This window comes from Rhodopirellula maiorica SM1 (assembly GCF_000346295.1).
In the GTDB taxonomy this organism is placed as follows: Bacteria; Planctomycetota; Planctomycetia; order Pirellulales; family Pirellulaceae; genus Novipirellula; species Novipirellula maiorica.
Genome location: NZ_ANOG01000625.1, coordinates 1 through 17,057, shown reverse-complemented (window position 1 = coordinate 17,057; position 17,057 = coordinate 1). Strand labels below are relative to the sequence as shown.

The following is a 17,057-nucleotide window of genomic DNA, read 5'->3' as shown; positions in this document are numbered from 1 at the left end:
GAGTTGGGTGTAGTGAAGGGACCTGATGGTTATAGGGGGCCATGGAAATGGTCGTTGCCGAGCCGGACCGACCTCTCCCTACAGAATTCCGGCAGTATCGCCCAAGGGAAAAATCTGGGTGAGACTGTTGATACTGAGCGTGACAGTAAGAGGCAAACAGAGCAGTCCGACCGTCGGGTGAACGATCGAAACAACGACGAAGTAGCAAGCCGAAACTGCGTGAATTATGAAGCGCAGTGCACGCCAAGCAGGAATAAGTCGCTTTTCCAAGCGGAAGCATGTTGACGCGGCTCTCACGCAGGAATGAAAAGCCAATGTCGACCTTAAAATAGGGTTGTTTTTTGGCGGATTGTTAGTCGGCTTCGGCAAACGAGGCAAATTTGCGTGCAATTGATGCGTGTGGTTCGAGCATAACTAGCTATGCGTCGCTTTCGTGCTTATGGTGAGAGTGTCGCGGCTAGATTTAGCGGCCGAACGCCAGCTACCCGAGCTGGCCCGCCGCGACGTTTTCTTACTTCGGGACAACAACGGGAGTTGTGACAGTGGCTAGTGTTTGTAATGATCCCAATGGACGCAAACGGATACAATTCGTTAACCCAGATGGTGATCGCAAAACGATTCGGCTAGGGAAGATTTCCAAGGCCGATGCTAATACGATCAAGTATCGAGTTGAAGGACTGCTCAATGCAAAAATCATGGGGACGATGGATCGTGAGCTAGCATTTTGGGTGGCCGAATTGGACTCGTCATTGCGTGCGAAGCTCGAACGCGTTGAATTGCTTGAGCCAATTGTTGCACCCGAACCAGAGCCTTCGATCACGCTCGATGCATTTTTAACGGACTTCATTCTGCGAAATGCACCGGGCAAGAAGCCGGCAACCAAGATCGTATGGGAGCAGGTCATGAAGTTGCTTCGCGAATACATGCCCGCAAATATTGCACTCAATGCGGTAACGACGGGGCATGCGAAACAGTTCGCAAAGCAACTCAAGGAGCGAGGTTTGGCATCAACGACAATTCACAAACGAATCGGTTTCGCACGTCAGTTCTTTGAGGATGCGGTCGATTGGGAATTGATTGAAAGAAACCCCTTCGCGAAGGTCAAAACCCAAGGCACGTCGGTCAAGGCGAACGTTGAGGTGTCGCGTGATACCATCAGTGAGGTTCTCGCCCACTGCGATACGACTTGGGGCACGATTGTGGCGTTGAGTCGCTTCGGTGGGCTTCGGACGCCCTCGGAGACGCTTTCGTTGAAGTGGGGCGATGTTGATTGGGAATCGGATCGAATGCGTGTCCCGGAGTGCAAAGTGGAGCACCATGAGGGGCGTGGCGTGCGAGAAGTGCCAATCTTTCCAGAACTGCGTCCTTACCTTGAAGCGGCATTCGATGCGGCGTGCAAGGGCGGTAGCTATCCTTCGCCTGATTCCTATGTCGTCGACAAGCAGGCCTATCGTGATGCGGCAATGCGGCCGGGTGGATGGGCCAACGCCAATTTGAGGACTCAATTCTTGAAGATTCTGAAGTTGGCCAAAGTGGAACCGTGGAAGCGACTTTTCCATTCGATGAGGGCCAGCAGGCAGACGGAGCTTGAACGAGAGTTCCCAACCCACGTTGTTTGTGCTTGGCTTGGGAATTCCGTCGCTGTCGCCAAGAGGAGCTATCTGCTGGTGACTGACGATGACTTCAACAAGGCGGCGCAAAAAGCGGCGCAGTTGGATCCAGAAGTGGCGCAAAATGCGGCGCAGCAGGTTCCCGCAAAGAGCACGCAAGGAGCAACGAAAAACCCGCCAAACACGGAGGAAACTGACGTTTTCTCAATGTTTGGCGGGTCTTCAGAGATGGAGGATAACGGACTTGAACCGATGACCTCCTGCATGCCATGCAGGCGCTCTCCCAACTGAGCTAATCCCCCGGAAGGTCGTTTTGTCTGTCGCAAAGCGTACTGACTGCCCCGTCACTTCGTCAAGTGCCGCTCCTTTTCTTCGCCAAAAAAATAGCCTGCGGATCCCGCACAACCCTTACTCAACCACTTGAGGGGGTGGATCATGCCGGTTTTTTGGGATGTTTGGCCGCCGACGACCCCGAAAACCACGCCGCTTTATCGCCTGGATAACCCCAGCAGCCAGCTCCAACATCGAAGTTGGAGCCGGTTTGCAGCCGAAAGGTTCGCTCGGTCGTCGAGAGGGATCGAGCTATCGGAGGTCCAGCGGTTCGGCGACGGGCGTTGTGGATGGGCGTTATGATCGCGGAGCGATCAACGACATTGACTAGTGGATCTTGCCAAAGGTCCTTCGCGATCCACAAGCTTTGACGATCGGCTAGAAGCCTATTCCCCATCTGCGAAACTCTTGGCGAGTTTCGCTACAACAATCATCTACATGGGGAGACTCGGCAAGAGTTTCGTCGGTCTAGCCTACGGTCGCGTTATGATCGCGGAGCGATCAACGACATTGGGGAAGCGATTAGCGTCGTTGCTGCTTGCCTCGCTTGCGGAGGGGCTGGATCGGGTCGATGGTTTCATCCGCATAATGCTTTCGCAACCGAGCGAGCTCGGATTCCATCTCCGACCGCACGCTGGCGTATTCAGGGTTCGCATAGACGCTGTTCAGCTCGTTGGGGTCCTTTTCCAAATCAAACAACTCCCAATCGTCGATCGCTTCGCCTTCGAGAGCATAGAAGCGAATCAGCTTATGACGGCCATTGGTGACGCCATAGTGCCGTGCGACATTGTGAGCCCCCGGGTTCTCGTAGTAGTGATAGTAAAACGTCTTTCGCCAATCCGCGGGCGTGTTGCCTTTGAAAATTGGCACCAAGCTGCGGCCTTGCATATCGCTGGGGATGTCGGTTCCCGCGATATCCAAGAACGTTTCGGCGTAATCAAGGTTTGTGACGATGTCGTTGTTGACCGTGCCCGGCTTCACCACGCCAGGCCAGCGGACCATCAGTGGCGTTTTGAGCGATTCTTCGTACATCCAGCGTTTGTCAAACCAGCCATGTTCGCCCAAGTACCAGCCTTGATCGGATGAGTAAATGACAACGGTGTTGTCCGCCAGACCGGCTTCGTCAAGGTAGTCCAGCACCGCTCCGACACTGTCATCAACGCTTTTGACACAGCGAAGGTAATCTTTGACGTACCGTTGGTATTTCCACTGGATGACCTCTTTCTCCGTCATATCGGCTTGTGCCTTTTTGAACGCTTCGTTCTTGGGGCCATAGGCGGCATCCCAAGCCTTGCGTTGCTCGGCATTCATGGTGCCGTAGCCGGTCAATTTCAAGTCGTTGGAGTTGAGATGTTCCTTGATCGTCATCTGTTGACGCGAAGCCGATCGGGTACGGCCCGAGTAATCATCAAATAGCGTTTCGGGCTCGGGAATCGTGACATCGTCCAACCAGTTGAGGTATTTGGGACTGGGCATCCAATTGCGATGAGGTGCCTTGTGTTGGCACATCAGCATGAAGGGTTTGTTGGGGTCGCGTTGCTCTTTCAGCCAGTTGAGCGTTTTCTCGGTGATAATCTCGGTCGTGTAGCCCGTGTGAGGCCGCATGACGGGGTTGCCATCGGGACCGGCGGTCAACATCGGCGGATTGTAATACGGGCCTTGCCCCTTCAATACGTCGTAGTAATCGTAGCCTTGCGGGGTGGAGACGAGGTGCCATTTGCCGACGACGGCGGTTTGATAGCCGTTGGCTTTCAGCAATTTTGGAAACGTTTGCTGGTCGCCATTGAAGCGATCGCGGTTGGTTTTAAAGCCGTTGATGTGACTGTATTTACCGGTTTGGATCACCGCGCGACTGGGGCCACAGATCGCATTGGTGACGTAACAGCGATCGAACCGCATGCCGTCGTTGGCGATCCGGTCGAGGTTCGGGGTCGTGATGCGAGCCGGGTCGTACGCACTGAGTGCTTGTTCACAGTGGTCGTCGGTAAAGATGAAGACGATGTTGGGGGGAGCCGCCGCTTGCGTTGCTGCAGGGACGACGAAAGCGAACAAGGTCGCTAGCAGGGTGGATTTCATGCTGGAATGGGATCGGTTGGAGGGGCCGAGACAAGAATTCATAGTCAAAACATCTTAACTGGATTCAAATCGTTGGGGGTGTCCGAATAAAGCGGATCTTCGCCAAAATGATGGCTTTGCGGCAAGAAATCGCGGCTAAACCGTAGCCCGCAGGCGACGGGCTAACTATTTTAGGAGCGGTCGAAAGCCGTTACCGGTGCTTCGATCTTCCGCTGATATCACCCCTCGACCCATCCCCATACTCTCTCCGCAGAAACGAAACCAACATGATCTCACGGTCACGCTACGCGCTCGCCAGCGTCTGTTTTGCTCTCCTGATCTCTGACGGCGTCCTGCCCAGCAGCACTTCCGCCATGGCCGCTGGCCCCAAGGGGCCGGTCTACACCGAAACCCCCGAATCAGAACCCAATTTTCCGCTGATGGGCGAGTTCGTTGGCCCGATTCAGTCGGACAAGGAAGACAAAAACGTCGTGGCGCTGCAGATTCGAGCCGTCGGCAAAGATACGTTCGAGGCGATTCAGTACCTCGGCGGCTTGCCCGGCGAAGAGGGACACAAGACCGAGACCGTGCAATTGATCGGCCGTCGCAGTGACGATTTCGTCGTACTCTCGGGTGGTCCCTACGCTGTGTTCGTGGAAAAGGACGGCTGCTTGGTTTTGGACCGCAAGGGAAACCGTCTTGGTGAACTGAAACGCGTCGAGCGTGAGAGTTCGACGTTGCACGCTCCACCGCCTGAGGATGCGATCGTGTTGTTCGATGGCACTTCGACGGATCAGTTTGTCGATGGCCAGATGACCAAAGATGGACTGCTAATGCACGGCACGAAAATCAAGCCGATGATGCAAGATTTCAATTTGCATCTCGAGTTTCGATTGCCGTACATGCCCGAGGCTTTGGACCAAGCCCGAGGCAACAGTGGCATCTATTTGCACGGTCGCTACGAATGCCAAGTGCTCGATTCATTCGCGACGCCGGCTGTGTTTAACGGATGTGGAGCACTCTACCGCTTCCGCACTCCCGATTTAAACATGTGTTATCCACCGCTGCGATGGCAGACCTATGACATCCAGTTCACCGCAGCACGCTGGGATGCCGAGGGCAATAAGATCCGCGGCGCTCATGTCACCAGCTGGCTTAACGGTGTCAAGATCCAAGACGACGTCGAATTACCAGGACCGACCGGCGCGGGTAAGCCCGAAGAACCCAATTTGCTTCCCACCTTGTTCCAAGACCACGGCGACCCGGTTCGTTTCCGTAACGTGTGGATTGTTGATCGCGGATTGGCCAGTGACACGTTTCCAGTCCGACCCAGCAAAGAAGAAATTGAAGCTTTCGAAAAACAAAAGCAAGCGAAAATCGAGCGTGAGAAAAAAGAACAAGAAAAGAAGGCTCGTGAGCTGAAGGAAAAGAAGCAAAAAGAAGAAGCGGAAAAGAAAAAGCAAGCTGAAATGAAAGCGGCCGCCGAGAAAGCGGCTGCAGAGAAAGCGGCTACAGAGAAAGCGGCTACAGAGAAAGCGGCTACAGAGAAAGCGGCTACAGAGAAAGCGGCTACAGAGAAGGAAGCTGCAGAGAAGGCCAAGGCAGAAAAGGAATCAGCGAAGCCAGAGGCGAAAGAAGAGGCCAAGCCTGCGGAAGCCAAGCCAGCCGAAGCGAAGTCTGGTGATGCAAAGCCCGCAGATAAGGCGAAATAGCTCCGAAGGTTATGCTTGTCGCATCGTTTGGATGCAGGTCCACGCTTAGATCGCGGAGCGATCCGCGACGTTAGAGTGGGGCGGGTAGGTCGCGGCGTTTGAAACAAGCGATGGCGGCCGCGTAAAATGCGACTCCCAAGCCAATCAAGATCAACGGGTACACCAGCGGCGGCAGCATCGTGTCGCCGACGCTGTGCGTCAGTGTCCAGGGCGTATAGAGCGAGTCTTTGGCGACCATTGACGTCATCTGTTGAGGCTTGTAGCAGCTGAAAAAGGTCATCGATAGCAGGAACTGAAGCGACTCGGCTGCCTTGCCGAGTCCCAGCATCACTAGCTGGACGATATAGATCGCAACGGTCACCCCGATCGTTCGCCAGCGATAGCGATCGATGCTGCTGAGCAGTGTCGACAGCCCTAGCACAAAAAAACCGAAGGCAAACAGATGAAATGTGGACGCGGCAAAGATTCGCGTGTCCACTCGGTCGCTCAAGTGCAACGTCTGGGTCTCGGGTTCGCCCATTGTTAGCGGAAAATCAAACTCGATGATCGGAATGCGAACCGTCGGCGGCGGCACGGTTTCTTTCACGCTGGTCGTCTGGACGCCGATACCGATTCCGGCCCACACCAACATGCACAGCAGCGCCAGTCCCACGACGGAAACGGAGGCGTGTGACAGCAGCAACCGAGTGCGGCTGATCGGCTGTGAAAGTACCATTTCTAGCGTTCCCCGCCCTAGTTCGCCGCTGACGACATCGCTACCACGCGAGATGCACCAAATCACAATACACAAGATGACGATCGGCTCGTCGTACGTCATGCCGACGCGACCAGGATAGGTAAACAGCGAATCAAATTCAATCGGCGCAAACTTTTCAAACTCACGAAACTGTTCGACAATCGTTTGGAATTGTCCCATGTCCAAAAGACTGACGACCCACACGCGGACCCAAGCAAACGCGAACAACGCAAGCCCGCACGATGCGAACAGCAAAAACGATTGCCCGATATATTTCTTCAGCAAAATTCGGTCGATCATGATCGGCCTCGCGAGTCGGCTTGTTCCGTGGTTTCGGCGACCGGAGCATCGGTGATCAACGCGGTCGCAACCGGTTCGCCCGCGTGGACCGCTTCGTAAACAGTGCGAAGTCCATACGGTTCAAAGCGAATTTGTTTCAAGTCGAGAGAGTCGATCCATTTGAGTATCGGTCCAAGATCGCCGGCGGTATCGATTTGGATCTGATGAGCGGCATGCTTTGGCGATCGTGTGTGAACGTGAACGGATCCCTTCAGCGAATCAGGGATTTCGATTGACGCTTCACGAGTGATCGCGGTCATTCGATGCCGCTGGAACAGGTCGCTCATCCACATCTCGTGTACCAATCGGCCTCGACGCAAAAAGGCGACGCGGTTGCAAGTGTCTTCGATCTCGCTGAGCACATGCGAAGACAGGATCACGGTGCGGCCGTTGTCGCGTGCTTCCAAAACCAATTGCAATACCGCCGCTCGCACGGTGGGATCGAGATTCGCGGTCGGTTCGTCCAGGATCAGCAGCGGCGTCTGCGGCCCTAGCACGACGGCGAGTGCCAGTTTTTGACGCATTCCGGTCGACATGAACGCGACCCGGGTTTTTAGATCCAGTTCCAGCAGTTGGGCCACTTCGCGGCTACGCTGCAGATCACCGTAGGGATGCATTTCGGAAAAGAATTTCAGCACGCCATCGCCACGCATGTGACGCGGCAAACGGGCATCGCCAGGCAGGTAGGCGACTTGCCGACGGACCGCAACGCTGTCGTCTTCGGCGTCAATTCCCAGCACGGTCGCCCGACCGTGGGTCGGGTGCAGGTAGCCAAGCAGCAAGCGAATTAGCGTTGTTTTTCCGGCTCCGTTGGGGCCCAGTAGCCCAAAGATGTCGCCCGCACCGACGCACAGCGAACAATCCCTCAGTGCGTCAAAGTCGCCATAACGTTTGCCCAGCCCGTCGCAGCGCAGCACGATATCGCCAGCCAAGTCGGGATCGCCGGAGACATCGGGATCTTGGGCCAATTTCGTGCTGCGTAGGTCGTCGACGCAAGGAGCGATTGGATTTTCGATTGGATTCAAACGCGTGGACTCGCCATCGAGGGGGGATGTGTGCTGGTCGTGGGCTTGGAAAACATGGCAAAATGAACAACGCCGATTTGCAAACACGGGGCCGCGTCATCGCCGCCTGATCACTGGGTCGCTTGTTGTACAGCACGACGCCCTTTATTGTTTGCAAAGGTCAAATCGTAGGAAGAGTGGACTTTCGGCGATGGAAAACAGCAAACCAATTTTACAGGCATTTCCCATGTCAGATTCACCCTTATCCCTACCACGTGGTTTTCGTTTTGCCGGTGCGACTTGCGGAATCAAGGCTAGCGGAAAACCGGATGTTTCCTTGATTGTATCGGATCATCCGGTCGTTGCTGCGGGCGTTTACACAACGAACCAAATTGTCGCCGCGCCGGTCGTGCTATCACGTTCGCGTACCCCGTCGGCGGCGGTCCGGGCGGTGCTGACCAACAGCGGTTGTGCAAATGCCTGTACCGGCGACCAAGGGATGGAGGATGCAAAATCGTCGTCCGCCCAGCTCGCTGCGTTGGTCGGTTGCGACGAATCGGGCGTGTTGGTGATGAGCACCGGGGTGATCGGAAAGCGATTGCCGATGGAAAAAATCCGCACGGGAATCGAGCAGGTGCACGGCAAACTCGCCGGCGACGACGCGGCCTTTGTCGACGCCGCCGAAGCGATTCGCACCACCGATGCGGCACGCAAAACCGAAACCTGCGAATTGGCGTTGGGTGGCAAGACGATTCGGATCGCGGCGATGGCCAAGGGTGCTGGAATGATCGCGCCGAACATGGCAACGATGTTGTCGGTGATGTGCACCGATGCATCGATCACACAAGACGACGCCCAAGCGATACTGACTCGCGTCGCAAACGTTAGCTTCAATCGTGTCAGTGTGGATGGCCATACCAGCACCAATGATACGTTGTTGTTGTTGGCCAGCGGCACGGATGAACCGCTCTCGGGCGACGCGTTGGCGGAATTCGAGGCAGAATTGACGAAGCTAGCGATCAATTTGGCGAAACAGCTTGTCGCCGACGGCGAAGGGGCAACGCACGTGATGCAGATTCACGTGTTTGGGGCCGAGAGTGATGCATCGGCCGAAGTGATCGCAAAAACGGTGGCGGCAAGCCCGCTGGTGAAATGTGCAATCACTGGTGGCGATCCCAATTGGGGCCGCATTGTTTCGGCCGCCGGATATGCGGGTGAACCTTTGCAGCCCGCCAAGGTTTCGTTGTCAGTCTGTGGTCAAGCGATCTACGAAAATGGCACGCCGTTGGACTTTGATGCCGCGTCACTTAGTCGCACCATGAAGGGGCAGCCGCAAATTGATGTCGAGCTTTGTGTGGGGTCGGGCGAAGGCGAGGCAACGTATTGGTCGAGTGACTTAACGACCGAGTATGTCCGTTTTAATTCGGAATATACGACCTAATCGCCTTATTGCGGCGCGCATTGCGTGCGAGAATCACGACCAAAAACCTAAAATTGGCCATCTTCCCTTCGAGCGGTTTCGACACGATGATGGGGCATCAGCTGATCCCCGATTTACCCTGCATCGCTTGGTTCGCAGCGTCAATCGGTTACCGCATGCAACGAAGGGAAGATGATGTCTCAGAACGTTTCAAAAATTGTTTATACCCACACGGACGAAGCGCCAGCACTGGCAACCTTTTCGTTGTTGCCGATCATCCGTGCGTTCACCTCGGCGGCGGGGATCACGGTCGAAACCAAAGACATCTCGTTGGCCGGCCGAATCCTGGCTAATTTTTCGGACGTGCTGCCATCGGACCAACAGCGGCAAGACGCCTTGGCGGAATTGGGCGAATTGGCCAAGCAGCCTGAAGCGAACATCATCAAACTGCCCAACATCAGTGCCTCGATTCCTCAGTTGAAATCGGCGATCGCGGAACTGCAGAAAAATGGCTTTGCGGTTCCTGATTTTCCTGATGAACCCAAGACGGATGCGGACAAGGAAAACCGAGCTCGCTACGCCAAGGTGCTCGGCAGCGCCGTCAACCCGGTGCTTCGCGAAGGCAATTCGGATCGACGCGTGGCGGCTCCGGTGAAAGAATACGCGAAACAAAACCCGCACTCGATGGGCGCGTGGTCGTCAGATTCGAATTCGCACGTCGCTTCGATGAACGACGGCGATTTTTATGGCAGCGAACAATCGCATGTCATGAGCGAAGCGGGTGATGTGCGGATCGAATTGGTCGCTGCTGATGGCACGACGACCGTACTGAAAGAAAAATTGTCGCTGTTGGCTGGCGAAATCATCGACGCATCGCGACTGCAAAAGAAATCGCTGCGAGAATTCCTGGCTCGCGAAATCGACGAGGCAAAGAAGCAGGGCGTTCTGCTGTCGTTGCACATGAAAGCGACGATGATGAAGGTGTCGGACCCGATCATCTTTGGTCATGCGGTGCAGGTCTTCTTCAAAGACGTGTTCGAAAAGCACGCTGAATTGTTTAACGAACTGGGCGTGAATCCCAACAACGGCATTGGCGACGTTTATGCCAAAATCGAAACGTTGTCTGAAGCGAAGAAGCAGGAAGTGTTGGCGGATCTGGATGCCGTTTACCGCGATCAGCCACCGTTGGCGATGGTTGATTCGGACCGCGGGATCACCAATCTGCATGTGCCCAGCGACGTGATCATTGATGCCTCGATGCCCGCAGCGATCCGATCTTCGGGCAAAATGTGGGGCCCCGATGGCAAATTGCATGACACCAAGGCGATGATTCCGGATCGTTGCTACAGCGGAGTCTATCAAGCGACAATCGATTTCTGCAAAGAAAATGGGGCGTTTGATGTCACCACGATGGGCAGCGTCGCCAACGTCGGTTTGATGGCGCAAAAGGCCGAAGAGTACGGTTCGCACGACAAGACGTTCGAAATTCCCAGCGACGGCGTGGTGCGAGTGGTCGACGGCAACGGCGAAGTGTTGATGCAGCATGACGTCGAGCAGGGGGACATTTGGCGAATGTGCCAAACCAAAGATTTGCCTGTGCGTGACTGGGTGCGATTGGCCGTCAGCCGTGCTCGGGCGACCGGATCGACTGCGATCTTCTGGCTCGATGAAAACCGTGCTCACGACGCAAACTTGATCGCCAAGGTCAACGAATACCTGCCGTCGCACGATACTTCGGGGCTGGATATTCAAATCATGTCGCCAGTCGAGGCGACTCGCGTGTCATGCCAACGCGCCAAAGACGGACTCGATACGATTTCGGTAACCGGCAATGTGCTGCGTGACTATCTGACAGACTTGTTCCCGATTTTAGAACTGGGAACGAGTGCCAAGATGTTGTCGATCGTTCCACTGTTGGCGGGCGGCGGGTTGTTTGAAACTGGGGCGGGCGGATCGGCGCCAAAGCATGTTCAGCAACTGCTCGAAGAAAACCATTTGCGTTGGGATTCGCTCGGCGAATTTTTGGCCTTGGCGGTTTCGCTGGAAGACCTGGGCGGCAAAGCGGACAACAAAAAAGCTTTGGTGTTGGCGGAGACGTTGAACGAGGCGACTGGCAAGTATTTGACCGAAAACAAGTCGCCATCGCGTAAGGTCAACGAGATCGACAATCGCGGCAGCCATTTCTATCTGGCGCTGTACTGGGCCGAGGCACTTGCCACGCAAGACAAGGACGCGGAGCTGAAATCGCAATTCCAATCGCTTGCAGCCACTTTGTCCGATCAAGAGGCCAAGATTGTCGACGAGTTGAATTCGGCACAGGGCAAAGCGGCCGACATTGGTGGTTATTACCAACCCGATTGCAAGAAGGCCAGCGATGTGATGCGTCCCAGTGCTACGCTGAACGCCGCGATCGACGAGCGAGTGAAGTAGTCGTCAATGTTGGGATAGGCTTCCGACCTGTCGGTCGTGTCCGCGGCTGTCTGGACGCCTATCTCATCATCACATTTGCAACTGAAACGAGTGCCCCCAGCATTCCCCATGATGAATTCCAATCGATTGCTCGGCTTCCCCATCGTCCTTGCGTTCGTGTCATTGACGAGTTCGCTTTGCACGTTTGCGAGTGATCCGGTTCGCGCCAAAGTCGTCTGTTTCGGAGATAGCATTACCAAACGAGGTTACTCGGACATTTTGGCGCCGCTGTTGGGTGTCGATGCAATCAACGCCGGTGTCGGTGGCAATACGACGACACAAGCACTGCGGCGAATGGACCAAGATGTATTCTCAGAGCATCCCGATGTGGTGGTGATCTTTTTCGGGACCAACGATAGTCGCGTCGACAACGCGAAAGTCCATGTGCCGCTGGATCGATACTCAGCTAATCTGCATGAAATGATCGATGCGTGCCAGAAACAACAGGCACAGGTGGTCCTATGCACTGTTCCTCCGATCAATCATGAACCCTATTTCACGCGTCACGACAAGGCGGTGTTTGAGCGTGCCGGCGGGCTAGATCGACTATTGCAACAGTACCGTGAAGCCGTGCTACAAGTGGCCCGTGAACGGAAGGTCGCGGTCGTCGATCTGAATCAGATTTTGTTAGACGAGCCAAACTGGCTCAGCCCTGATGGCGTGCATCCATCAACCGAGGGAGTTGCGATCCTGGCAAAACATATCGGCAAAGCGATCCGCCCTCTGATCGCAACGAATGAAGAACGTCGCTAGCGGTCGGTTGTGACGTTGTCTCGCTCAGACCAGCCCGAGTGCCATCATCAGCGTCAGATTGTCTTGCAGGCCGACCAACCGCTTGGTCGCTCGGCCTCGTGTGAACACGATCAGCGTTGGTAGTGAAGTGACTTGGTAATCGTTCGCTAGACCGCTCTCGGCGTCGGTGTCGACTTTGACCACTTTGTAGCGGCCTTTGGCCTGCGAATGCAACTTGTTCAGCTGCGACGCCATTTTCCGGCATGGGCCGCAGTGATCGGAGTAGAAATCGACGAGCACCGGGACGTTGGCGTCAAGCACCTCGCGGTCGAACGTCGATCCAGAAACTTTCTTCACCACCGGGAAACCTTACTTCTGCAGCGAGATGTTTTTGAAGCGGACGGTCATCGCGGGACCACGATGTAATTGCAACGCGATCACGCCATCGGAGGACGCTTTTTCGGATTGCTCGTCAATCACTTCGGCGGTCAACGTGTTATTGATGAAGTGCTGCAGTCGGTTGCCTTTGGCGACGACGCGGAATTCATTCCATTGGCCGGGGTGGATCGCGTTGGCCAGCTCGTTGCTATCGGCAAACGCTTCGTTTTTCTTCTTACCATCGGCGGTAATCGTGACGCGGTTTCCACGTTGAGCCAAGATGCCGCGGCCCCGTTCTTCGTACAGAATGCCGGCGAATCGGTTGGTGAAATCGATGTCGGCTTGATACCCACCCACGATGAATTTGTCTTCATCGACGATTTTGCTGCGGTACTGGATTCCCGAGTTTCCTGATTCGATTTTGAACCACACCGTCAGTTCAAAGTTTTCAGGGACGTCGCCCTTGTAAATCAAAAAGGTGTTAGCGTCGATTGGATCGGTGTCGGTGGTACGGCCAACGATTTGACCATCTTCGATGCTCCAAAGATCCTCGCGGCCTTTCCAATTGTCGAGGCTTTTGCCATCGAACAAGACGATCTTGTTATCGGCGGTCGCGGTTGCTTCGCTGTCGTCCTCGGCAAACGAGAATGCGGGGGCCAGCAGAAGGGTGGTCAATAAACAGGCTGCAAATCGTTTCATGTGGTTGTCTCTTGTTAGGTGCCAATGCCATCGACGGTGTTCCAAAAGCCACCTCGGCTATGGTCAAACCGCAGTTTGGTTCCGCGGAATGAATCGTCGAACCCGCGTATTGTATTCCAAACGCAGTGCCCGTGAACATAAGTCGCAACGGGCCATCCTTGCAGCGTTTCGCCGTCCCAGGGGCTCCAGCGGGATTTTGTGTGCTGGTCTGCGTCACGAATTGTGCGTTTTTCGTTCATGTCGACCAGCACTAAATCGGCGTCGTAGCCGGCTTCGATCCGGCCTTTGCCGACCATTCCCCACACGCGGGCGGGGGCATCGCTCATCCATGACGCGATTTGATTCAGCGTGCAGCGGCCTGCGTTGGCTTGATCCAGCATCAATGCCAAGCTGTTTTCGACCGCCGGCAAACCCGAGGGACTCTGCGGATACGGTTGCGATTTTTCTTCGAGCGTGTGGGGCGCGTGATCCGTCGCGATCACTTGGATGGTTCCGTCGAGCAGACCCTGCCAAAGACCATCGTTGTCCGCCTTGGTCTTGATCGATGGGTTCATTTGGATCCGGCTGCCGAGTCGCGCGTAGTCGTCGACGTTAAAGAAGACGTGATGCAGGCAGATTTCTGCAGTGATGTAGGGCGACGCGTCCGCAAGCAGTGGCAGTTCGGCGGCGGTCGAAACATGCAGCACATGAAAGCGATGTTTGTGACGACGAGCCAATTCGGTCGCTCGCTTGGTCGCGATCACGGCAGCGTTTTCGTCGCGAATGCGTGAGTGGTCGGTAATGTCCGTCGTGCCGGCCAACCGCTCGGCGTTGGCACGCACGGTGGCTTCGTCTTCACAGTGCGCACAGATCGGCAAATCGGTTTCGGCAAAGATCCGTTCCAACGCCGCTTGCTCGTCCACCAACAGATTGCCAGTACTGCTGCCAATAAAAATCTTGATTCCCGGAACATCGGTCGCTTGTTGCAGCTCGGGCACGTTGTCGGGGGTCGCACCGATGTAGAACCCATAATTAACTCGTGATTTCTGGGCCGCAATCGCTTCTTTGTCGCGAACTCCGGCCAACGTGATCGCAGGCGGCTTGGTATTGGGCATCTCAAGGAACGAGGTCACCCCGCCCGCGGCACAGGCACGCGATGCGGTTTCAAGGTCCTCTTTGTGCGTCAAGCCAGGATCACGGAAATGGACTTGGTCGTCGATCACGCCCGGCAGCAAGTGGCGGCCGCTGCAATCGACAACTTGCTCGGCTTGCACGTGCGAACCCGCATCGACGTCGAGAATTTTGCCGTTTTCGACCAGCACCGATCCGGGGCGGACCGAGTCAGCAAGAACGACGTTGGCATTTTGAAAAAGAGTGCGGGACATGGGCTTTGCAGGCGGAATCGAGAAACGGCAAGTGAGCTACTCTCAGGATAGCAGCCGGAGTGAGGAGTGAGGAGTGAGGAGTGAGGAGTGAGGAGTGAGGAGTGAGGAGTGAGGAGTGGGGAGTGGGGAGTGGTTGAACCTCAATTCTTAATCCTACTCTTAATCTTAATCCCGCTTTCCGTCCCACAAAACGACGACATGTAACGACGACACGTATGGTGTGCGTGCAATCACCGGCGGCGTCGAACGCAATCGTTCTTACCGAAATTCTTGGCGAGTTTCGCTACCTAACGAAGACGGCACTACTTCCAGATGCCGGCTTCTTTGAGTTGCTTTGTGGCGGTGCCGGCCCAGTCGCGGTTGGCCGCCGGCGACGCGGGGCTGGGGTGAAGGATCCGTGAAAGTTTTGCGTTGCTGTCGATCGAATCGAGCGTTCGCTTCAAGCACCCTTCGGCATAGGCCCCGACGCCGACGACGTAGGCGGGATTGAGCAGCTGGAGCAATTTTTGCAAATGCGCGTCACAGACTTGGTTGAGCGTTGCTCGTTCGGCCACGGGCAGCTTGTCCGGCGTCCGATTGCGGGCCGATTCTTCCATGAACACAAGCGGACAATAATTCAGCACGAAGTGGTCTTTGAAAAACCGGTCTGCGGATTTAAACCGCTCGCGAAACAGCCCCCACAGTCGTCGGCCACTGACTTCGCTCTTGGCACAATCGAATCCTTCGACAGGCCGTTTGGGGTGTTCGTTTTCAGGGTGATCGACGGGGACATTGATCCCCATCCAATTCTTGACCGCATCGATCTCGCCAAACGGGACACCGGTTTGTGCCATCCCCCAGGGTCCGGGATTCATCCCCAAAAACACCACTTTCACGCCCTTGTTGTTGACGTTTTGCAGATAGGCTTGATGTCCATTCCAAGCGTATCGCAGCGGGTTGTAGACGTGCGTGACGGGTTCTGAGAACGACAGTGAATCGACGTCGTCGCGGAGTTGTTTCGCAGCAGCGATCACGGAATCGCGGATGCTCGTTTTCTTTTTAGCCATCAGAGCGTTGCAGGTCCTTCGGAGGTGGATTCGAGTTCGTTGTCAGCGTCGGGAGCTGCCGGGGCAGTGGATATTGGGGCAGAGGAAGCCGGGGCTGATTCCGCCATGTTGACGTCATCAAACAAGTCCCGCGACTGAGAAAGGATCATGATCTTTTGGGAGATGGTTCCAACTCTTCACACACACCCGAAATACCGAAAGGCAGTGCCTCGGTACGGAAATAGATCACGCCGCCCGTAACCTCGCACTTGTACCGTGTGCCCGAATCGCCCCACTGCTGCCGGTCCATATGGAAGTCCACCCGGTCCACGAACTTGTGAAGCATCGAATTGACCTTCACAGGGTCGTACTCAGTCTCAACGAGGGTCTCCAAGCTCTCAAGCCATCCAATAGCCGCCTGGATTCGCTCGTCTACGGCTTCAATCCTCTTGGCCGGTGTCTTGTCGGATTCTGCCAAACGCGAGCGCACGGCGTCTCTGTCGTCCTCCAACTTGCGAATACGCCCCGCGACATGCTTAATCATGTCCGGGGGAACCTCGGTCATCCGCTCAACCGCTTTTTCAATCTGCAATTCGATCTTCGCTAACTGCTGGCGGTAAAGCTTCTCGCCTCCGGACTTCTGTCCACCCGATAAGATCTTTCGCATTGCGGCTTTGATCTGTTCAACGTGACTTGGTTGGAAGTGCTTCTCGAAGATCTCCGTGCGGATCTTGCTCAGAATCATGTGCAGTGCATCGGATTCCTTGATCTGGTACCGCTCACACGCCCCAGGTCGCTGAATGTATTGGTAGCAGACGTATTTGCGTCTCCCGTGGGGAGGCTTGGCCCAACATGCGATGGCCACAGGCGCCGCAGTAGATCAAGCCTGTAAGCGCGTAGCGGTTTTTGCTGGTGGGGGCAGTGTTGGATCGATTCTTCTTCAGGCGGTCCTGAACCGCGTTGAATACCTGCACCGAAACGATAGCGGGGTGAGTGTTGCGGATGATCGTCCACTGATCACGGGGAAGAACTTGCACTTTCCCCCTGGGGTTGTCCTTCGTCTTGTACTTCGACGAGCAACGCTGGCCGTAGATCATGTGCCCGAGGTATCGCTCGTTCTTCAGCAGTTCTACCACGCCGTGGCCTGTCCACTGTTTGCCGCGGGAACTGATAATCCCACGATC

At 55.4% G+C, this 17,057-nt stretch carries 14 protein-coding genes, 1 tRNA gene and 1 pseudogene; 5 read left to right on the top strand and 11 right to left on the bottom strand.

What is annotated here, in order from left to right; all coding sequences use genetic code 11:
- Positions 1 to 695: 695 nt before the first annotated feature.
- Positions 696 to 1,094: pseudogene (locus RMSM_RS43835) on the top strand (phage integrase SAM-like domain-containing protein); the annotation flags it as partial.
- Between the two features lie 745 nt (positions 1,095 to 1,839).
- Here the strand turns inward: RMSM_RS43835 and RMSM_RS20175 are convergent.
- Positions 1,840 to 1,912 (bottom strand) — tRNA-Ala (locus tag RMSM_RS20175).
- 550 nt (positions 1,913 to 2,462) lie between these two features.
- Positions 2,463 to 4,016, bottom strand: a complete 1,554-nt coding sequence (locus RMSM_RS20165; protein ID WP_008700333.1) for a sulfatase family protein — start codon at positions 4,014 to 4,016, stop codon at positions 2,463 to 2,465.
- 266 nt (positions 4,017 to 4,282) lie between these two features.
- Here RMSM_RS20165 and RMSM_RS37165 point away from each other — a divergent pair, with 266 nt between their 5' ends.
- Positions 4,283 to 5,707 (top strand): 3-keto-disaccharide hydrolase, encoded by a 1,425-nt coding sequence (locus tag RMSM_RS37165; RefSeq protein WP_052031718.1) that lies wholly within the window; start codon positions 4,283 to 4,285, stop codon positions 5,705 to 5,707.
- A 70-nt stretch (positions 5,708 to 5,777) separates the two neighbouring features.
- Here RMSM_RS37165 and RMSM_RS20150 read toward each other — a convergent pair whose 3' ends face one another.
- Positions 5,778 to 6,743 carry an ABC transporter permease subunit gene (locus RMSM_RS20150; protein WP_008700328.1) on the bottom strand — a complete coding sequence of 322 codons (966 nt, stop codon included), beginning with the start codon at positions 6,741 to 6,743 and terminating at the stop codon, positions 5,778 to 5,780.
- Complete coding sequence (locus RMSM_RS20145; RefSeq protein ID WP_008700327.1) at positions 6,740 to 7,807, bottom strand: ABC transporter ATP-binding protein; 1,068 nt, start codon at positions 7,805 to 7,807, stop codon at positions 6,740 to 6,742. Before RMSM_RS20145 ends, RMSM_RS20150 begins: the two co-directional genes overlap by 4 nt.
- Positions 7,808 to 8,033: 226 nt before the next feature.
- Here RMSM_RS20145 and argJ point away from each other — a divergent pair, with 226 nt between their 5' ends.
- From argJ to RMSM_RS20130, 3 genes are all read left to right on the top strand, one after another.
- Positions 8,034 to 9,227 (top strand): bifunctional glutamate N-acetyltransferase/amino-acid acetyltransferase ArgJ, encoded by a 1,194-nt coding sequence (argJ, locus tag RMSM_RS20140; RefSeq protein WP_040768427.1) that lies wholly within the window; start codon positions 8,034 to 8,036, stop codon positions 9,225 to 9,227.
- A gap of 174 nt (positions 9,228 to 9,401) precedes the next feature.
- Complete coding sequence (locus tag RMSM_RS20135) at positions 9,402 to 11,636, top strand: NADP-dependent isocitrate dehydrogenase (protein WP_040768425.1); 2,235 nt, start codon at positions 9,402 to 9,404, stop codon at positions 11,634 to 11,636.
- Between the two features lie 108 nt (positions 11,637 to 11,744).
- Positions 11,745 to 12,428: an SGNH/GDSL hydrolase family protein gene (locus RMSM_RS20130; protein WP_008700321.1), complete on the top strand. Its 684-nt coding sequence runs from the start codon at positions 11,745 to 11,747 to the stop codon at positions 12,426 to 12,428.
- Between the two features lie 24 nt (positions 12,429 to 12,452).
- Here RMSM_RS20130 and RMSM_RS20125 read toward each other — a convergent pair whose 3' ends face one another.
- The 7 genes from RMSM_RS20125 to RMSM_RS20100 form a co-directional block, all read right to left on the bottom strand.
- Entirely contained in the window at positions 12,453 to 12,764 is a 312-nt protein-coding gene (locus RMSM_RS20125; protein WP_008700319.1) for a thioredoxin family protein, read from the bottom strand.
- A 12-nt stretch (positions 12,765 to 12,776) separates the two neighbouring features.
- Positions 12,777 to 13,484 carry a 3-keto-disaccharide hydrolase gene (locus RMSM_RS20120; RefSeq protein ID WP_008700317.1) on the bottom strand — a complete coding sequence of 236 codons (708 nt, stop codon included), beginning with the start codon at positions 13,482 to 13,484 and terminating at the stop codon, positions 12,777 to 12,779.
- 14 nt (positions 13,485 to 13,498) lie between these two features.
- Entirely contained in the window at positions 13,499 to 14,848 is a 1,350-nt protein-coding gene (locus tag RMSM_RS20115) for a dihydroorotase (RefSeq protein ID WP_008700315.1), read from the bottom strand.
- 302 nt (positions 14,849 to 15,150) lie between these two features.
- Positions 15,151 to 15,894, bottom strand: coding sequence for a uracil-DNA glycosylase family protein (locus tag RMSM_RS20110; RefSeq protein WP_008700313.1), 744 nt, complete (start codon positions 15,892 to 15,894; stop codon positions 15,151 to 15,153).
- Positions 15,894 to 16,043 (bottom strand): hypothetical protein, encoded by a 150-nt coding sequence (locus RMSM_RS41120; protein ID WP_008700312.1) that lies wholly within the window; start codon positions 16,041 to 16,043, stop codon positions 15,894 to 15,896. The genes RMSM_RS20110 and RMSM_RS41120 overlap by 1 nt, the downstream gene beginning before the upstream one ends.
- The gene (locus tag RMSM_RS20105) at positions 16,040 to 16,618 is read right to left on the bottom strand and encodes a hypothetical protein (protein ID WP_008700309.1); all 579 of its coding nucleotides are present in this window, start codon (positions 16,616 to 16,618) and stop codon (positions 16,040 to 16,042) included. The genes RMSM_RS41120 and RMSM_RS20105 overlap by 4 nt, the downstream gene beginning before the upstream one ends.
- A 34-nt stretch (positions 16,619 to 16,652) precedes the next feature.
- On the bottom strand, positions 16,653 to 17,057 hold a 405-nt coding region (locus tag RMSM_RS20100; protein WP_008700307.1), incomplete at its 5' end, for a recombinase family protein.

Excerpts from the sequence above, each read along its gene's own strand:
- RMSM_RS20165 (WP_008700333.1), bottom strand. The coding sequence starts at position 4,016 with ATGAAATCCACCCTGCTAGCGACCTTGTTCGCTTTCGTCGTCCCTGCA.
- RMSM_RS37165 (WP_052031718.1), top strand. The coding sequence starts at position 4,283 with ATGATCTCACGGTCACGCTACGCGCTCGCCAGCGTCTGTTTTGCTCTC.
- RMSM_RS20150 (WP_008700328.1), bottom strand. The coding sequence starts at position 6,743 with ATGATCGACCGAATTTTGCTGAAGAAATATATCGGGCAATCGTTTTTG.
- argJ (WP_040768427.1), top strand. The coding sequence starts at position 8,034 with ATGTCAGATTCACCCTTATCCCTACCACGTGGTTTTCGTTTTGCCGGT.
- RMSM_RS20135 (WP_040768425.1), top strand. The coding sequence starts at position 9,402 with ATGTCTCAGAACGTTTCAAAAATTGTTTATACCCACACGGACGAAGCG.
- RMSM_RS20130 (WP_008700321.1), top strand. The coding sequence starts at position 11,745 with ATGATGAATTCCAATCGATTGCTCGGCTTCCCCATCGTCCTTGCGTTC.
- RMSM_RS20120 (WP_008700317.1), bottom strand. The coding sequence starts at position 13,484 with ATGAAACGATTTGCAGCCTGTTTATTGACCACCCTTCTGCTGGCCCCC.
- RMSM_RS20115 (WP_008700315.1), bottom strand. The coding sequence starts at position 14,848 with ATGTCCCGCACTCTTTTTCAAAATGCCAACGTCGTTCTTGCTGACTCG.
- RMSM_RS20110 (WP_008700313.1), bottom strand. The coding sequence starts at position 15,894 with ATGGCTAAAAAGAAAACGAGCATCCGCGATTCCGTGATCGCTGCTGCG.
- RMSM_RS41120 (WP_008700312.1), bottom strand. The coding sequence starts at position 16,043 with ATGATCCTTTCTCAGTCGCGGGACTTGTTTGATGACGTCAACATGGCG.
- RMSM_RS20105 (WP_008700309.1), bottom strand. The coding sequence starts at position 16,618 with ATGATTCTGAGCAAGATCCGCACGGAGATCTTCGAGAAGCACTTCCAA.